Source organism: Syntrophaceticus schinkii (assembly GCF_000946815.1).
GTDB classification, from domain to species: domain Bacteria; phylum Bacillota; class DSM-12270; order Thermacetogeniales; family Thermacetogeniaceae; genus Syntrophaceticus; species Syntrophaceticus schinkii.
Map to the genome: position 1 here is coordinate 13,026 of NZ_CDRZ01000233.1, position 16,780 is coordinate 29,805.

The 16,780-nt window shown below is 49.0% G+C and carries 16 protein-coding genes and 2 pseudogenes; 14 read left to right on the top strand and 4 right to left on the bottom strand.

The features are described from left to right. The first annotated feature begins 355 nt into the window (after positions 1–355). From SSCH_RS08805 to SSCH_RS08860, 12 genes are all read left to right on the top strand, one after another. Positions 356–2,116 (top strand): formate--tetrahydrofolate ligase, encoded by a 1,761-nt coding sequence (locus tag SSCH_RS08805; protein WP_044665140.1) that lies wholly within the window; start codon positions 356–358, stop codon positions 2,114–2,116. 249 nt (positions 2,117–2,365) lie between these two features. After that, positions 2,366–2,764: an HD domain-containing protein gene (locus tag SSCH_RS08810; RefSeq protein ID WP_198142319.1), complete on the top strand. Its 399-nt coding sequence runs from the start codon at positions 2,366–2,368 to the stop codon at positions 2,762–2,764. Between the two features lie 36 nt (positions 2,765–2,800). Further along, positions 2,801–4,021, top strand: coding sequence for a dihydropteroate synthase (gene folP / locus SSCH_RS21895; RefSeq protein WP_044665141.1), 1,221 nt, complete (start codon positions 2,801–2,803; stop codon positions 4,019–4,021). 161 nt (positions 4,022–4,182) lie between these two features. Next, complete coding sequence (gene folB, locus SSCH_RS08820) at positions 4,183–4,584, top strand: dihydroneopterin aldolase (protein ID WP_044665156.1); 402 nt, start codon at positions 4,183–4,185, stop codon at positions 4,582–4,584. A 3-nt stretch (positions 4,585–4,587) separates the two neighbouring features. Further along, positions 4,588–5,067, top strand: coding sequence for a 2-amino-4-hydroxy-6-hydroxymethyldihydropteridine diphosphokinase (gene folK, locus SSCH_RS08825; protein ID WP_044665142.1), 480 nt, complete (start codon positions 4,588–4,590; stop codon positions 5,065–5,067). Between the two features lie 311 nt (positions 5,068–5,378). Then, on the top strand, positions 5,379–6,248 hold the full coding sequence (locus SSCH_RS08830) for a Rossmann-like and DUF2520 domain-containing protein (protein WP_044665143.1): 870 nt from the start codon (positions 5,379–5,381) through the stop codon (positions 6,246–6,248). Between the two features lie 139 nt (positions 6,249–6,387). Continuing rightward, the gene (gene panB / locus SSCH_RS08835) at positions 6,388–7,188 is read left to right on the top strand and encodes a 3-methyl-2-oxobutanoate hydroxymethyltransferase (protein WP_044665144.1); all 801 of its coding nucleotides are present in this window, start codon (positions 6,388–6,390) and stop codon (positions 7,186–7,188) included. 461 nt (positions 7,189–7,649) lie between these two features. Further along, complete coding sequence (gene panC / locus SSCH_RS08840) at positions 7,650–8,519, top strand: pantoate--beta-alanine ligase (RefSeq protein ID WP_044665145.1); 870 nt, start codon at positions 7,650–7,652, stop codon at positions 8,517–8,519. Continuing rightward, entirely contained in the window at positions 8,501–8,848 is a 348-nt protein-coding gene (panD, locus tag SSCH_RS08845; protein WP_044665146.1) for an aspartate 1-decarboxylase, read from the top strand. The genes panC and panD overlap by 19 nt, the downstream gene beginning before the upstream one ends. A gap of 546 nt (positions 8,849–9,394) precedes the next feature. Then, the gene (locus SSCH_RS08850) at positions 9,395–9,721 is read left to right on the top strand and encodes a PadR family transcriptional regulator (protein WP_156972207.1); all 327 of its coding nucleotides are present in this window, start codon (positions 9,395–9,397) and stop codon (positions 9,719–9,721) included. Next, the gene (locus tag SSCH_RS08855; RefSeq protein ID WP_044665148.1) at positions 9,714–10,394 is read left to right on the top strand and encodes a DUF1048 domain-containing protein; all 681 of its coding nucleotides are present in this window, start codon (positions 9,714–9,716) and stop codon (positions 10,392–10,394) included. The genes SSCH_RS08850 and SSCH_RS08855 overlap by 8 nt, the downstream gene beginning before the upstream one ends. A 223-nt stretch (positions 10,395–10,617) precedes the next feature. After that, entirely contained in the window at positions 10,618–11,310 is a 693-nt protein-coding gene (locus SSCH_RS08860; RefSeq protein ID WP_198142320.1) for a queuosine precursor transporter, read from the top strand. A 99-nt stretch (positions 11,311–11,409) separates the two neighbouring features. On the opposite strand, the gene SSCH_RS19195 is transcribed toward SSCH_RS08860, so the two are convergent. From SSCH_RS19195 to SSCH_RS08875, 4 genes and pseudogenes are all read right to left on the bottom strand, one after another. Further along, the gene (locus SSCH_RS19195; RefSeq protein WP_198142321.1) at positions 11,410–11,550 is read right to left on the bottom strand and encodes a hypothetical protein; all 141 of its coding nucleotides are present in this window, start codon (positions 11,548–11,550) and stop codon (positions 11,410–11,412) included. Positions 11,551–11,573: 23 nt separating this feature from the next. Further along, the gene (locus tag SSCH_RS08865; protein WP_044665150.1) at positions 11,574–12,887 is read right to left on the bottom strand and encodes a cyclic 2,3-diphosphoglycerate synthase; all 1,314 of its coding nucleotides are present in this window, start codon (positions 12,885–12,887) and stop codon (positions 11,574–11,576) included. Positions 12,888–13,177: 290 nt separating this feature from the next. Beyond that, positions 13,178–13,587, bottom strand: a pseudogene (locus SSCH_RS21900) (GNAT family N-acetyltransferase). 667 nt (positions 13,588–14,254) lie between these two features. Beyond that, a complete protein-coding gene (locus tag SSCH_RS08875; RefSeq protein ID WP_044665151.1) occupies positions 14,255–15,058 on the bottom strand; it encodes a nicotianamine synthase family protein in 804 nt (267 codons plus the stop codon). A gap of 806 nt (positions 15,059–15,864) precedes the next feature. Between SSCH_RS08875 and SSCH_RS08885 the strand changes: the two genes are divergently transcribed. Beyond that, on the top strand, positions 15,865–16,272 hold the full coding sequence (locus tag SSCH_RS08885; RefSeq protein ID WP_044665153.1) for a SoxR reducing system RseC family protein: 408 nt from the start codon (positions 15,865–15,867) through the stop codon (positions 16,270–16,272). Positions 16,273–16,292: 20 nt separating this feature from the next. Then, a pseudogene (locus tag SSCH_RS08890) lies at positions 16,293–16,780 on the top strand (electron transport complex subunit RsxC); the annotation flags it as partial.

A 16,780-nucleotide genomic window follows, 5' to 3' on the forward strand; every position in this document is an offset into this window, starting at 1 on the left:
GTTATGAACTCAGCCTGGCCTCCTGGGTCTACGAATAGTATTCCGGCTGAGAGATGGCTTTATAGGTCTTGCCTTCCTCTGGTGTTATAAAAAATAAATCATTCTATAAGTAGGAAAAATGGAATTGATGGCGAATATATAAATTGAGCATACCTACCGCATGGTTAATGATCCGTATTTTAGGTGCCAAACCAGAATGCGGACAGGCAGATAAAAATAAAGCTCATTAGGAAAGACATTCAAAGGAGGTGTTGCACGCAGAACAAGGGGGGCCAATATTATTTGATGGCCATGTACAGGTAGAAGCGGTCAGGTGTTGCAAAGCGAAAGATAAATTGAAGGGAGATGCGAGTGTATGCCTTTTGATGCTACTCAGATGAAAGACTGGCAGATTGCTGCAGAAGCAGAGAAGAATATGCCAACCCCAGAAGAATATATAGATTTACTGGGGCTTGAGAAAAATGAACTGATACCTTTCGGCAGAACCCCGAGGGTAGATTTCCTCAAAGTGATGGAGCGGGCCAAAGATAAAGAAGACGGCAAATACATTGAAGTTACCGCCATCACCCCGACACCGCTGGGTGAAGGGAAAACAACTGCTACCATGGGGCTTATGGAAGGCCTCGGCAAGCGTGGGCAGAATGTTGGTGGCTGCATCCGCCAGCCCTCCGGTGGCCCGACTATGAACATTAAAGGGTCTGCCGCTGGCGGCGGGAACGCCCTTTTAATCCCCATGACCGAGTTCTCACTGGGTCTTACCGGGGACATCAATGACATCATGAACGCACACAACCTGGCTATGGTTGCCCTGAACGCCAGGATGCAGCATGAGTACAACTATGATGACGCTACTCTTGCTGAGAGGGGTCTCAAGAGATTAGACATCGACTCCAAAAATGTTGAAATGGGCTGGATTATGGACTTTGCCGCCCAGGGTCTGCGCAACATGATTATCGGACTCGGCGGCTCGAAAGACGGTTTCTTGATGCAGTCCAAGACAGGTATTGCCGTAAGCTCCGAATTGATGGCCATTTTGGCTGTGGCAAAAGACCTGCCGGACCTGAGAGATCGCTTGAGCAAGATCGTTGTTGCCTACAACAAGAAGGGTGAGCCGGTTACAACAGCTGACCTGGAAGTGGACGGTGCAATGTGTGCCTGGATGCGTAACACGATCAACCCGACACTCTGCTGCACTGTTGAGCACCAGCCCTGCTTTGTCCATGCTGGGCCCTTTGCCAACATTGCTATCGGGCAGTCCTCAATTATTGCTGACCGCTTAGGTCTCAAACTCTTTGATTACCATGTCACAGAGAGTGGATTTGCTGCTGATATCGGGTTTGAAAAGTTCTGGAACGTGAAGTGCCGCTTGAGTGGCCTGAAGCCGAACGTTTCTGTTCTGGTGGCAACCGTCCGTGCCCTGAAGATGCACGGTGGCGGGCCGACTGTAGTACCTGGCCGCCCGATTCCGGAAGAGTATGTCAAAGAAAACCTTGGCCTGGTGGAGAAGGGCTGCGAGAACCTGGTGCACTTGATCAATGTTGTGAAGAAGTCTGGTATTATGCCGGTTGTCTGCATCAACAGGTTCTTCACTGATACCGAAGCCGAATTGGCTCTTGTCAAGAAGGTTGCCGAGCAGGCAGGTGCCCGCGCAGCTGTCTCCGATCACTGGGGGAGCGGTGGCGAAGGTGCACTGGAACTGGCAGATGCTGTTATGGATGCCTGCAAAGAGGAAGTGGACTTCAAGCACCTCTATCCGCTTGAAATGCCGCTGCGGCAGCGTGTAGACATGATCGCCAGAGAGGTTTACGGAGCAGATGGTGTTGACTGGGCTCCGGTGGCTGAAGAGAAGGCCAAGAAGTTCGAGGCCGATCCCTTCTATGCCGACTTCTCAACAATGATGGTTAAGACACACCTGAGCTTAACCCATGATCCCACGATCAAGGGTGTACCTAAGGGCTGGAGACTCCCGATCCGTGACGTCCTGGTATACGGCGGAGCGAAGTTCCTCTGCCCGATGGCCGGCGCGATCAGCTTGATGCCTGGCACCGGCTCCAACCCGGCTTACAGACGGATCGATGTGGATACCCAGACTGGCCAGGTAACAGGACTCTTCTAAGAGAGTTTTGTTGCGGGATATATATAAGAAAAAGCCTCGAGAGATCGGGGCTTTTTTCTGTCTTTTTTCCTTTGTTTTTGATAAACTAGACCCAGGATTAGAATACTAAAATAACATGGCAAAGGAGAGAAGTATGGAACGCATTGATGCCATTGTAAGGGATCCTTATTTCAGGAGTGTCTTAATAAGAACAAACAGGCGGAAAGAGGTAGGGAATTCTGCAAGCATAACCTGCAGCACTTTGTTGATGTGTCCAGGATTACCTACATCTTGGCCCTGGAGTCCGGCAGATTCTTCAATTTGATCGAGGATAACAACTTGAGCGGCGCACAGGCGGCAAAAGAGGTGGTATACGCCGCTGGGATTTTACATGATATCGGAAGATGGCGCCAGTATGAAACCGGGGAGGACCACTCTGTAATAGGGGCAGAATTGGCTGCTGAGATATTGGAGCGCACTAATTTTACCCCGCAGGAAATCCGTGTGATCACCCGTGCTATTCGCGAGCATAGATCTCAACGGGAAGGGATGTCCACCTCGGGGAGCTTCTTTATCGCGCGGATAACCTCTCCAGGGCCTGCCATGAATGCAGTGCCAAGAACAAATGCTACAAGTTCTCGACCATGGAAACAGGCAACCTGGTACTGATCTATTAAGCAGTTTTCAGTAAATATTGAAAAAAGGATGGTTGGAGTGGAAAAGCAGGACGGGTATAATTTACGGGTTGTACTTATCAAAGACCAGAAGGATGCGAAAAAAGCCCTGGTTGAGGTGGGGACCGACCAGCCAGGGAGCAGGTGGATGGCTCCTAAAGCAGTGCATCGTGTAATCAGGATAAAGAATTTGAACAGCAAAGCGGCTGTCATTCTCAAGCAGGAGATGCTTTCCCGGGGTGGTGAGGCAGCTCTCAGCAGAGGGGTGGGGAACTTTTCTGTAGAAGAGACCGACTGTCTGCTGATGGGGACTCTGCGCCAGTATGATGAGCTCCGCAAGAAACTGAAGATGCAGCCCTTTGGCCTGCGCCGCCTGGCTGATGAAATTAAAGAGGTGCTTGATAATTACGATAAAAAGGAAATAAGAACACTTAGATGCCGCAATCTCTCCCTTACACTGGGAGAGCGTACTTTAGTGATGGGTATACTCAATGTGACACCCGACTCCTTTTCCGATGGGGGAAAATTCTATGATCCGGAGATTGCGATAGAACATGCCCATGAGATGGTGGATGAGGGAGCTGATATCATCGATCTTGGCGGGGAGTCAACGCGGCCTGTTACATGGAACGAGGAACCGCTATCAGCTGCAGAGGAGATCCAGCGCATCATACCGGTGTTGGAGCGGCTGGTGCGGGAGATCAAAGTCCCTATTTCCATAGACACCTACAAAGCGGAGACAGCTCGCGCCGCTCTGGAGGCCGGGGCACACATCATCAACGACATCTGGGGATTCCAGCGTGATCCCAAGATCGCCTCTGTGGCGGCAGAGTACGATGTGCCTGTCATCCTCATGCATAACAAGGATGGCACAGAATACCAGGACCTGATGGGGGAACTTCTGGCTTTTCTCCGTAGAAGTGTTGAGATTGCCCTGGAAGCGGGTGTGAAGCCCGACCAGGTGATCCTCGACCCGGGTATTGGTTTCGGTAAAGATGTAAACCAGAACCGGATCGTTATGCGCTGCCTGCGGGAGCTGCGCTCTTTAGGCAAACCTATACTGCTGGGCACTTCCCGCAAATCGATGATCGGAAAGACCCTGGATCTCCCGGCGGACCAGCGCCTGGAGGGGTCATTGGCAACAGTGGTCTGGGGGATCGCTCAAGGCGCCGCAGATATCGTTCGTGTCCATGATGTCAAAGAAACGGTGCGGGCAGTTCGCATGACCGATGCCATTGTTTGTAGTTTGTAACTATGAGATGTGGGAAGTGGGAGGTTGGAGGTGGGAATTATTCGGAAAGCCAGGTGACTGTCACCGTATTGGTCGAGAAGGGATGATGTGTTGTGCACATACATGGATACTTCAGACTTCCAACTTCCGCTTTTCCGAAGGGATGATGTGTTGTGGGTGAAATGAGTGACCGCATTGTATTAAAGGGGATGCAGTTTCACGGGTATCATGGGGTTATGCCTGAGGAGCGGGAGTTGGGGCAGCTCTTTATTGTGGATGTGGAGATGTGCTGTGATCTGCGGGAAGCGGGGGAAACAGATGACCTCACTAAAACGGTGGATTACAGCCAGGTCTTTGAACTCGTTAAGGGGATTGTTACTACAGGAGAGCCTTACCTGCTGATCGAGGCGCTTGCGGAGCGTATTGCAGGGTCAGTTCTTGCGGAGTTTCCCGTTCCGGAAGTGTTGGTGCGGGTGAAAAAGCCGCATGCTCCCCTGAAAGGGATCTTTTCTGATGTTACTGTGGAGATAAGGAGGCCTGGAAATGCCGGGTGGAGGGGAAGTAGGGTAAAAAGTTTTTTTTGAGGGCTGGGTTCTAACCTTGGGGACAGGCAGTCTTATCTGGATGCGGCCTGCCGTGAGTTAGCCGCTCATCCCTTGATCCGGATCATTCAAACTTCTTCTCTCTACGAAACTGAGCCTGTGGGCTACCAGGAACAGGGGTGGTTCCTCAACCAGGTGGTGGAGATCGAAACAACACTTGAGCCGAAGGAACTGCTTTCTTTTACACAGGGGATGGAAAATAAACTGGGGAGAAAACGCTTGATCCGGTGGGGTCCCCGGGTGATCGACCTGGATATTCTGCTCTATGGGAACAGTGTCATCAATACTACTGCTCTCATCATCCCCCACCCCAGGATGTATGAGCGCCAATTTGTTTTGGTGCCCCTGGCGGAAATTGCCCCGGACATTATCCACCCGGACGGGAGCGCAACCCGCGAGCACCTGGATGCGCTTCAAAGAGGTAATTCGGAAAAAATCAGGTTGTTTCGAGGAGATAACCCATGATATAATACATAAGCAATGGGACCGGATGGGACTTGTACCATACCGGAAATATTGCAGTAACAAGCAATAACAAGATGCTTTTTTATAACCAACCGCTTGTACCTGTCAAGGACTGAGACGGAAGGTGAGTTTTGATGATGATTATACTGCCTTCTGGACTTCTGTTCAGGAGGTTTCTTATTTTCGGGTAGACACCTGAAAATAGAGGTTGGAAGCCAGATGTCGGAGGTCAGATTTACCGGAGACATTACCGACTTCAACCTCTATTTTCATTATCTCCTTGTAAACTCTGAAAATTGGAGGCGAAGACTTTGAAGATTGGTTTTATCGGTGCCGGTAAGGTTGGTTCGGCCATTGCTATATTACTCCAAAAAGCGGGTTATCATATTGCCGGGGTGGCCAGCAGGACAAGTGATTCAGCTCAAGAGCTGGCAAAGCGGCTGAACTGCGCCGTTCTATCCAAAGGGGATGTTGCCAAAAGATCCGAGGTGCTTTTTCTCACCACCCCAGATGATGCTATTGCTTCTGTGGCTGCAGAGCTTGCCGGGGAAGGCCTTTTTCATCCGGGACAGGTGGTGCTACACATGAGCGGAGCCCATACCTCACAGGTGCTGAAACCGGCTGCACAGGGAGGGGCGATCACCCTGTCAGTGCACCCCATCCAGTCCTTTGCCAGTGTCGATAAAGCCCTCGCTCTTATCCCCGGCACCTACTTCAGCATTGAGGGGGATGCACAGGGGTATGATGTTGCCATAAAAATGGTAGACAAGTTGGGGGGAAAACACTTCCTGCTTGAATCAGAGGCTAAGGTTCTTTACCATGCAGCAGCCTGTGTGGCCTGCAACTATATGGTAGGACTGCTGGACACAGCCCTGGATCTTCTCGCTCAAGCGGGTGTACCGGAGGGGCTTAGACTCCCGGCTTTTCTGCCATTGGTTACAGGAACGGTTGAGAACATCAAAAACCTCGGGATACCCAAAGCACTGACTGGCCCCATCTCCCGGGGGGATCGCGGCACAGTGGAGAAACACCTGAATGCTATGAGTGGCCCAGCCCTGGATGTCTATCAAACCCTGGGGCTGGTGACCGTGGATGTTGCCTTAAATAAGGGAACAATAAATGAAGAACAGGCCAAGGCTCTGCGCTCTTTACTGGCAGATCACTGGCATGGCATGCACTAGTGTCTGGTTCATGTGTCCGGTGCAACTTTTATTCCGAAAAAAAAGATACGAATAGGATTTCCCGTGCTTTCGTATAGCTAACAAAGCCGGCGATGCCGTAACTTTCAAACAAAACACAAAGAAATAAGGGGGTTTTAATATGTCTCGGGTAACAACAGCAACACTGCAGGAGATGAAGGCCAAGGGTGTCAAAAGCACCCTGCTCACAGCCTATGACTATCCGACAGCCCGCCTTTTGGATGAAGCAGGTATCGATATCCTGCTGGTGGGGGATTCCCTGGGGAATGTGGTGCTCGGCTATGAGAATACCCTCCCGGTAACCATGGAAGAGAGCCTCCACCATACCTCGGCAGTGGCCAGGGGAGCTGAGAGGGCGATGGTAGTGGGGGATATGCCTTTTCTATCCTATCAGACGACAGTTGCTGATGCCGTCTGGAATGCCGGACGCTACCTCAAAGAGGCCGGGGCTCATGCTGTAAAACTGGAAGGCGGCCGTGAGCGAGCAGATGCTGTTCGGGCGATGGTGGAAACAGGGATTCCAGTAATGGGGCACCTGGGACTTACCCCTCAATCCGTGCACCAATTCGGCGGCTTCCGTGTTCAGGGGAAAAGCGAGGATGCGGCGCGGCGCTTGATTGAGGATGCTGTGATTCTCGAGGAGGCAGGAATCTTTTCTTTGCTTCTGGAATGTGTTCCCGCTGAGCTGGCAGAGGAGGTTACTACCGATCTCTGCATACCGACTCTGTCCTGTGGTGCGGGGCCCCACTGCAGCGGCCAAGTCATGGTTCTCCACGATATGCTTGGTTTCTCAGGTGGGAAAGTGCCCAAGTTTGTGAAACAGTATGCCAACCTGCACGATGTGATCATTGAAGCTCTTACCACCTTTAAAAAAGAGGTGCAGGAAGGGGTCTTCCCCGGACCAGAACACTGTTATAAATAACGGGGTCAGGCTTGAGTAATTTACTTATTAGGAAGATGTCAGGCTATTAAAGTTCACAAATTGGTTCCCGTGACCTATTGTGTTGGAGGCCTGGAAGAATTGTGTGGCCGTAGAACCTTGGCTGACCTGCGATGCGTATCAAGGCTAGCAGACATACTGGAACGGTTTATAGCTGCTTTCACGGCAATCCCTTTATCTGGTTCCGCCTTTATTTACATATTTGATGGTGGTTGCCGTGATAGCAGGGTTTATCTTGAAAAGAGATCTCTGAGGCCGGAAGCCGGATATCGGGATTTTACGGGAACAACTAGCGTCAGTTTTGAAGTATTCCCAAATTCCAAATCCGACTTTTGATTAGCCATAACATTGGATGACGTTGGAACTATCATCTAGAGGGCATGGTTATGTAATCATAAGTATCAAATTAATAATAAAGATGAATTGCTGAGGGGTTGGAACTGATGGATCTAATCACAAATATTAAACAGATGCAGGATCTTGCCATGAAACTGAAAGGTGAGGGGAAAACTATCGGTCTGGTGCCTACAATGGGCTATCTTCATGAGGGACACCTGAGCCTTGCTGTGAGGGCGCGGCAGGAGAATGGCATTGTGGTGATGAGCAACTTTGTCAACCCCCTGCAGTTTGGGCCTCAAGAAGATTTTGCTACCTATCCCCGAGACCTGGACCGCGACAACAAACTGGCTGAGGGTGCAGGTGTAGACTATGTTTTTGCTCCATCAGGAGAAGAGATGTACCCTGAAGGCTACAGCACCTATGTGGAGGTAAAGGGTGGTGCCACAGAGAAGATGTGCGGCAGGTCGCGGCCCGGCCACTTCCTGGGTGTGACCACTGTGGTCCTCAAGTTATTTCTGATCACACAGCCGAGCAGGGTTTACTTCGGTCAGAAGGATGCCCAGCAGGCAATAGTAATCAGGAAGATGGTCACAGACCTCAATCTTCCTTTGGAGATCGTTACCTGCCCGATTGTTCGGGAGAGGGATGGCCTGGCTTTGAGCTCCCGCAACACCTATCTTTCCCCGGAGGAAAGAAGGAATGCCTTAGCCTTGCCGCATGCTCTTGCTGCAGGGCGGCAGCTGATCCAGCAGGGTGAGCGGAATCCGGTCAGAGTGCGGGAGGAGATCCTGCGGGTTCTGGAGTCGTCCCCTGGGATCCGTGTCGACTATGTAGAGGTAGTGGATGGCAGAACCCTGGAGGAGCAGCCTGTGCTGCAGGGTCCTGTGCTGTTAGCAGCCGCGGTTTTTGTGGGAAAAACCAGGCTGATAGACAACATCGACCTGGAGGTGGTGCCATGTACCGCTGTATGTTGAAATCGAAGATACACCGCGCAGTCTTGACCGATGCTGATTTGAATTACATGGGGAGCATTACAATTGACCGGGACCTTTTAGAGGCCGCAGATATTCTCCCCTTTGAAAAGGTACAGGTGGTCAACAACAATAATGGCCAACGGTTCGAAACCTATGCCATTGAAGGAGAAGCGGGTTCCGGCTGTGTCTGCCTAAACGGTGCAGCCGCTCGCCTGGGTCAGCCCGGGGATATCCTGATCATCCTCTCCTATATACAGCTGGATGACCAGGAAGCACGACAACACAAACCCCAGGTGGTATTTGTAGACGAAAACAACAAGATCGCCTAAAAACATAAAAACGGGGCCAGGCTTGCTTTATTGCTTTATTCTGCACGTAGTTTAGTGGTGACAGTCACCCTGAACAGAATTATCTGAAATTATCTTGGTACTAAATACCTAGATGCTATTGATGGTTAGTCATTGGTCGTTGGTCGTTGGAAAAAAGGTCATAATAACTGTTCCCTGCCCGCCGCGGGGATGATCCCCGTGGCAGGTTCCCTTGGCAGGTCGGCCCGCTGCGGGGACGATCCCCTGTGGGCATGTCAATCCGTTTTTCCGACCTCTGACCTCCGGCTTCCGACCTCTATTTCCGCCAGGCATCCTTGCTATAGTAGATCACGAAAACCGTCAGACTGTGTGAAAACTATTGAAAAGTGGATCAGAAGTAGATCACAAGAACCGTCAGCCTGATCCACTGATCCACTTTTTTTGTCTTGCATTATCAACTACTTTGTATTACAATATAGTCAAGAAAAATCCGGGCAGCTATTTTTTTTAGACCATCTACTATGCAAAACATAGTAGCGGGAGGTGAGATGATGAGTGAACCCCCAGATGTTGAAAGGATTACTGGAAGGATGCATTTTGAAAATAATCTGTGATGGGGAGACCTATGGTTATGAAATCGTTGAAAAACTTAAAAAATACGGATTTCAGGATGTCAGTGAGGGAACAGTATATCCCCTGCTTATCCGGCTGAAGAAGAATAAACTGCTGAACAACATAACCAGAGAATCCCCTTACGGCCCCAAACGAAAATACTACTCCTTGTCAGAGGAGGGGAAGGCAGAACTGGAAACTTTTTATCAGACCTGGCTGGAACTGCGTGATGTGATCGATCTTGTTTTCAAGGGTTGTAAAGGAGAGGATCAAAATGAGTGATTTAAATGAGCTGATCAAAAAGAATATTGAGCTGAGCGAAAAGCTCACCCCTAAAAACCATGAAATCTATACCGATATAGACTTTTATTTAATGACCAGCTCTTTGGATGAACTGGAAACAGAAGAGATTCTCCAGGAAATCATCGGTATGTTTCTCGAAGCCCAGCAGCGGGGTGAAGATATCGAAAAGGTTATTGGGGAAGATTATCAATCCTTTTGTGAAACCATCATTGAGTCTGCACAGCCCAAAAAGTTCCCCTGGCTGAAGGCGTTCAGATACTTGGAGATTGTGATATTAGTATTTGGGTGTCTATGGGTAATCGATCTTATCTCTAATTATCTTTCCCAGATGATTATAAATGGCAGACTTATTCTTGATTATCAGGTAAATCTAGGGTTTCTTCTCGTTGCAGCGATTAATACACTTGCTGCTGTTTTGATCGTTAACTATATTGGAAAGAAGAGCTTTAAACTTAGAAAAGATAAGGATAGAATAAAGAATAAGTTGATATTAGTAGTGGCCTTCATTGGGATTGTCGTGCTGGATGTGCTCGTAATGCAAAATACAGAATCATACGTATTATTTTCTTTGAAGGTTTATTATATGGCAGCAGTAATAATTGGGCTTTACCTTCCGGTCAAGGTGTTCAATAAAAATTTCGCAAAACTATAGTAAAAGAAAGCACGTGGGCGAAGCCCAGGGCTGACGCACGAGTTGCAACCGCGGCTGCATAAGGTGTTTGAGCGATTGTGCTAAAATTTTTATCGCACAGATTACCTGCCTCGGTTCTTAGCAGACCAGGCGTGTGGCAAATTTTTAGCATCAGTAATGGAGGAAGCCAAGCGGGGTGTACTGAATACATTTATTATTATAGAATAATGGTCGAGGTGCTGTCATGATGCAGAAGGAAACCAGAAAAGTATCATCTCTATATGTTGTACTGGGATGCCTGTTTGTCACCTGTCTGCTGATTTCCAATATTATCGCGGGCAAGCTGATTTCAGTTTTAGGCATGGTCCTGCCGGCTGCGGTGATCCTTTTCCCGGTGACCTATATCTTCGGAGATATCCTGACTGAGGTTTACGGGTTTAAGCGCTCGCGGCTGATCATCTGGACGGGTTTTGCCTGCAACCTCTTGATGGCGGCAGTTTTCATGCTGGTCGTGGCTCTGCCGCACCCGGATTTCTGGCAGTCCCAGAATGCCTATCAGGTTGTGCTGGGAATGACCCCAAGGGTTGTGGCTGCTTCTCTGGTTGCTTATTTTTTGGGGGAATTCTGCAATGCAGTTGTCTTATCGAAAATGAAGCTGCTTACCAGGGGAAAATGGCTCTTTACCCGAACTATCGGGTCAACCATAGTAGGTGAAGCCATTGACACCGCAGTTTTTATCACCATCGCCTTTGCGGGAACAGTTGCTGTACCGGTTCTGCTCAGCATGATGGCTGCCCAGTACGTCTTTAAGGTTCTTTATGAAATAGCCGCCACACCCCTCACCTATCTGGCAGTAGGGCGGGTGAAGAAGAAGGAAGCAGTGGACACCTACGACTGGGATGTGGAGTATAACCCCTTCAGTTTGGAGATTGATTAGCATGACAAGGTGACAAGGGACTGTCCTTTTGTCACGTTTTCTTTAGGGCGGTGTTCAGGCCATTGAACTGCATGTTCTAAAACTACCATCGGCGGTGAGTTACCCGCTCTGCACACCCAAAATGTATGAGGCGATAGGATACTGTTCCCCTGTCGCCTCAGCCTCTGTGGTCCAAAGTGAATTAAGAAAACCGTCCCTTTGATCCAAAAGTGAGACGCGAGAACCGTCCCCGCGTCTCACCGCGTCTCAACGTCTCACGTCCCTTAAAGCAGCTTTTCCAGCATTTCTTTTATCTGGGGAGTGCCTACTTCCTCCAGTTCGTACCTGACCCTTACTGCGGGTTTCTTTAGAGACATTACCCGGCGCAGGTCGATCGGTGTTCCGATGACCACGACTTCAGCAGGGGAGTTGTTGATGGTTTGTTCCAGCTCCTCAATCTGGGTCTCGCCGTAACCCATCGCCGGAAGGAGTTTGGACAGATGGGTGTATTTATCGAATGTATTCTTGATGCTGCCTACTGCATAGGGGCGGGGATCGATCATTTCACCTGCACCCAACTGTTCAGCAGCGATCACCCCGGCGCCGTAAGCCATCCCTCCATGGGTAAGTGTTGGCCCATCCTCTACAACCAGCACCTTTTTCCCTTTGACTAACTCGGGCTGCTCAACTGTGATCGGAGAGTTGGCCATGATGATCCTCGCCTGCGGGTTGTTCCTGACTACAGCTTCCTTGACCTCTTCTACAGAGGCTGGGTCCGCAGAGTCGATCTTGTTGATCACAGCGATATCAGCCATACGCAGATTTGTTTCACCCGGGTGGAAGCTGGTCTCGTGTCCAGGACGGTGCGGGTCAACCACCACTATATGTACATCGGAGAAATAGAAGGGAATGTCGTTGTTCCCTCCGTCCCAGAGAATCACATCTGCCTCTTGCTCTGCCTGGCGCAGTATTATCTCATAGTCAACCCCGGCGTAAACCACTATATCGTTGTCGATATGGGGCTCAAACTCTTCCCTCTCTTCGATGGTGCACTTGAATTTATCCAAATCCTCATAAGTGGCAAACCTCATGGCCACCTGTTCTTCCAGGTTACCGTAGGGCATGGGGTGTCTGATTACTGCCACCTTTTTGCCTGCTTCTTTCAGTATTTCAGCGACATACCTGGTTGTCTGGCTTTTCCCACCGCCGGTTCTGACCGATGTTACCGCCACCACCGGGCACTTGGACTTGATCATTGTGGTCTCCGGCCCCATCAACCTGAAGTCAGCTCCACAGGCCAGTACCAAAGATGCCTTGTGCATCACATACTCATGAGATACATCACTGTAAGCAAAGACAACCTGATCCACGTCATGCTTTTTGATCAATTCCGGCAGTTCTTCTTCAGCGTAAATAGGGATGCCTTCAGGGTAGCTCTTGCCTGCCAGTGTGGGAGGATATAGCCTTCCTTCGATATCTGGGATCTGAGTAGCCGTAAAGGCCACAACCCGGTAAGCCGGATTATCTCTGAAATAGGTATTAAAGTTGTGAAAATCCCTCCCGGCTGCACCCATAATAATTACATTGTCTGCTTTCATTTAAAGCCCACCTCTTTTATTTTTTTCGGGGATACAGGGATGCTGTCCATCTGTATCTCACTGTATTATTATTACCTAAGACTTACTTTTTCCTTTAAGCTGAGAACTGCTGCTCAACCGGATTTGCCGTTCCTGACTCCGGTGCAACGGTGAACGGGGAGTGTTTCTGCTGCCCCACCTCAGAAAGCCAATACCGAAAACACGATCCAAAGATGTTATTAACCGGGGACGGTTTCATTCGGGGGGGGGGGTGATGGCGTTAGTGCCCTTGAAGACCGGTTATCAAGGTATCAGTAAACCCACTGGCCTTCTTCGGTGACACTTTTACCGGCATCCCATGAAAAAACCCGAATATCCCTGCGCTCCTCCCATCCCTGGCCGAGATAGAAGTTAGCTGCTGTCTGGTTATCGTTGAAGGCAAACAGGTGGATTTTCGGAGCCCCCAGGGCATTCAGCTCCCGGCACACCCGGTCAAGAAGCGCCTTGCCGTATCCTCTGCCTGATAATCGGGATGTACCGCCAAATGATATATATAACCACGGTGCCCGTCAAACCCGCCCAAAACAGTTCCCATCAAGCGCCCATCTATCCGCAGCACCAGGCAGGTAGAGGGATTCCTGTTCATAAAAGCCCTGAGCGACTGATCAGTGTCACTTGGACGCACCCCAATCCCCGGTATACATCTCCACAAATTCAGCATTGCATCTGTGTCTGCTGCTTGTGCTCTTTCAATCTGACAGCCGGCTGTTTCCAAGTTATTCCCCCCATAGGCTATCTAACACTTGCGGTCAGAGAATGACCATGTAAAATAATGGCTCCAATAAGAACAATCCTATTCTGCGTCCTCTTCTGGTCAAAATGACCATGTATAATTATAACCCAAAAATGATAAATATGCATTATAAATTTTTAAAATGTTTTATCTATTCCTGAAGTTCTCCCCATGGATGTTGAAAGTAGGTAATGATAGAGCTTCTCTGAATCTGATGCCAGTTTATACACCCCATTGCATAAATATAGAGAGCATGCTTTCCATTTATGATGTCGGAAGCCGGAGTTAGGGGTTTGGAAAAAATGAAGCAGGTACAGTTTATCCCATATAAAAATAGGAGTTGCCAAGTGAGCAGCTGGACGAATGGGGTGTGGTGGGTACAGTTACCCTACATAAAAATAGGAGTCGCTGAAAACGTGGGAGAGGAAGCGCGGCACAAATGAACAGTTACCCTACATAAAAATAGGAGTGAGGTGCCGAAGTTGGACTGAAAATATTTATGCAAGTCCTCAACGTTCGACTTCGGCCCCCGTTTTTATCATATGATGGGGCCACCCAGATGGCATGGGGTCCATGGCATCTATCCCGGGGTCCCCTATACCTCTTTCCTGATCAGCACAGAGGTATTATTCACCTTGCCTGTGGGAAGGATCATGACCACCTTATGGAACCCCCGGGTTGCTCGCTCAGTGACCGGGGAGTAAAGGATCGCCCTCATGCCCGTGTAGGTTCGGTAGATGACAGGGGTGGAGGTTTCCACGGAGTCCCAGATATTAGTAAAAACCCGTTCTTTAGGCTCAGCCAGGGCTGCAACCATCACAATATCGTAGTCAATATCATTTAGGCAGGTTTCATCTCCCACAATCACCTCTATCTGAGAGCTTAAACCCAGCTTATCGATCACCTTCCGGGATAATTCCGCTACATCCGGCAGCATCTCTATGCCGATACCTTGAACACCGAAAGTTTTATTGAAGAGAATCAAGGTCAGGGGAAGCGGTCCGCTGCCGATGAAGACGAACTTCTGCTCGGGGGTGAATCTCACCAACTGGCTTTCATTCCGGATCAGGCCCTGATATCTATTGTAAAAATGGAAAGACTCCAGGGTATGCCATGGATCATCAGACTTCAGTATTTCCCGGGCATTTTCCGTCTCTATTTTGACTCCAAAATCCACATAGAAGCTGCGGATTGTTTTCAGGGCATCGTTCATCACTTGATCATCCAGGATATGCTTGGCTGAGTGGAAATCGATGGTCTGATCGTGGGCTATCTCCTCCACAGCATCCAGGAGCGGCACGACCTTATCCAGAGGCATTTCCCGCAGCTTTAACCCGTCATAATCCTTCAAAGATCCGGCTATTTCCTTAATTTTTTCCCAATACTTATAGCAGCTCAATTGAAAACCTCCTTATGGGGTCAGGCTTGAGTAATTTACTTTCTGCAATGGTGCTTTACAAACCGTAATAACAACTCAGGTACTTAGATGTTACTAGCAGAGCAGTATTGTTATAAATATTTTTTACTGCATCCAGAATAAATTATTGTATTAATTTCGCTAACTTGTGGGAATATCCTTCTTACCTGCCCTGGGGGTTTATCCGCTACATATAATGGCAGGGATATCTTCGGCTTTGTCAACCCCGGAAATTCCGTTTCCGGGCGTCTCTTTTTTTGTTCATTAATAAATGTAAGGGAGTGGCAGTTGAGCCGCGCTTCCGCTCTCTGGAGTTCCAAGACCTCTTTGCAAGAATTATACGAAGTGCGGCACCTGGAGTGCCAGGCCGACTCTGGAGCGTGCACTCCCCCGGGTGCTGGAGTGCATGGTGGATTGGGGGCCTTGTCCCATGCATGCATTCACAGTTTAGATGTCGGATGGAATAATTTAAAATTTGTAGCAATTACTGCAGGAATATTCTTTTTTATGGTGAATAACTATAAAAAAGATGTGCTGTTTCCGGGGAAAAAGCACCTATGAAAGATGCCGATTCCATGGACGGTAAGCCCCGACAGTTATAATTTCATAAAATAGTTACAGGCCATGAAGGCTTTTCCATTAAGGGAGGAGTCCATGGCCTGTTTATGTTTCTCAACAGGGGGGTGAAAGACAGGAAAAATTACCGAAATCGGGGGTGTTGCAGTAGCCACAGTAATCGGCAGGAATATGAGTGATGGAAGGAGGTTGTTAAAAGGGGGTTAACAGATATGGAAAGGTTTATTGAAGGGGTTGTCATGGAAACCAGCGGCAAACTGGCCAAAGTAAGAGCCAGCATACACAGCGAATGCGAGCAGTGTGGTGTTTGTCCAGGGACGAATGCCGTGATTTTCGATGTTATTGATGAGGTAGGTGTAAAAAGGGGGCAACGGGTTTTAATTGAAAATAAGCAAACCAACAGGATCTTGGCTGCTTTTATCGTTTACATGTTGCCATTGCTGGCTGTGGGCTGTGGCATATCCCTGGGTTACTACCTATCTTTACGCTTTACGATTTCAGCGGTTTTACTGATGATACTAGGAGCCCTGGTTTTTGGTTTACCTGTAATGTACCTTCTTAAATGTCTGGATCGATCGCTGCAAGCGGAGAAACCGATCATAATCAGAATTATCAAGTAACGATGAAAGGGGGTCATTAGGTGTTTGGCAAAATCAAGTGGGGTATTCATCCCCATACCCACAAAACACTGACTGAAGGAAAAGCCATTGAAAGAAGTGAATTGCCGCATAAAGTAATTCTTCCGGTTCGTCAGCATATCGGTGCACCGAGTGTGCCCATTGTTAATAAAGGTGACAATGTCAAGAAGGGACAGGTTATTGCCGCGGCTGCTGAGGGTGCTGTATCCAGCAATGTCCATGCCACTATTTCCGGTACTGTTGTTGATATTTCCGAGCAGCCTCATCCATCCTTTGGGGAATGCCTGGCGATCATTATTGAAAGTGATGGGTTGGATCAATGGGCAGAAGGCATTCCGACGGAACGCCATTGGCAAAACCTGAGCAATACGGAAATCATAGAAATGATCAAGAATGCCGGATCAGTTGTCGGTTTAGGGGGGCTGCCGGTTTCCGTTACCTATATTAAATTGAATCACCGCCCTGAGGATAATCCCATCGATACGCTGAT

What these genes read in the sequence shown, in the direction of transcription:
- SSCH_RS08865 (WP_044665150.1), bottom strand. Translation starts at nt 12,887, where the DNA reads ATGAAAGCAGACAATGTAATTATTATGGGTGCAGCCGGGAGGGATTTT.
- panC (WP_044665145.1), top strand. Translation starts at nt 7,650, where the DNA reads ATGGATCTAATCACAAATATTAAACAGATGCAGGATCTTGCCATGAAA.
- SSCH_RS08805 (WP_044665140.1), top strand. Translation starts at nt 356, where the DNA reads ATGCCTTTTGATGCTACTCAGATGAAAGACTGGCAGATTGCTGCAGAA.
- SSCH_RS08855 (WP_044665148.1), top strand. Translation starts at nt 9,714, where the DNA reads ATGAGTGATTTAAATGAGCTGATCAAAAAGAATATTGAGCTGAGCGAA.
- folB (WP_044665156.1), top strand. Translation starts at nt 4,183, where the DNA reads ATGAGTGACCGCATTGTATTAAAGGGGATGCAGTTTCACGGGTATCAT.
- SSCH_RS08885 (WP_044665153.1), top strand. Translation starts at nt 15,865, where the DNA reads ATGGAAAGGTTTATTGAAGGGGTTGTCATGGAAACCAGCGGCAAACTG.
- folP (WP_044665141.1), top strand. Translation starts at nt 2,801, where the DNA reads ATGGTTGGAGTGGAAAAGCAGGACGGGTATAATTTACGGGTTGTACTT.
- SSCH_RS08860 (WP_198142320.1), top strand. Translation starts at nt 10,618, where the DNA reads ATGATGCAGAAGGAAACCAGAAAAGTATCATCTCTATATGTTGTACTG.
- SSCH_RS08850 (WP_156972207.1), top strand. Translation starts at nt 9,395, where the DNA reads ATGTTGAAAGGATTACTGGAAGGATGCATTTTGAAAATAATCTGTGAT.
- panB (WP_044665144.1), top strand. Translation starts at nt 6,388, where the DNA reads ATGTCTCGGGTAACAACAGCAACACTGCAGGAGATGAAGGCCAAGGGT.
- panD (WP_044665146.1), top strand. Translation starts at nt 8,501, where the DNA reads ATGTACCGCTGTATGTTGAAATCGAAGATACACCGCGCAGTCTTGACC.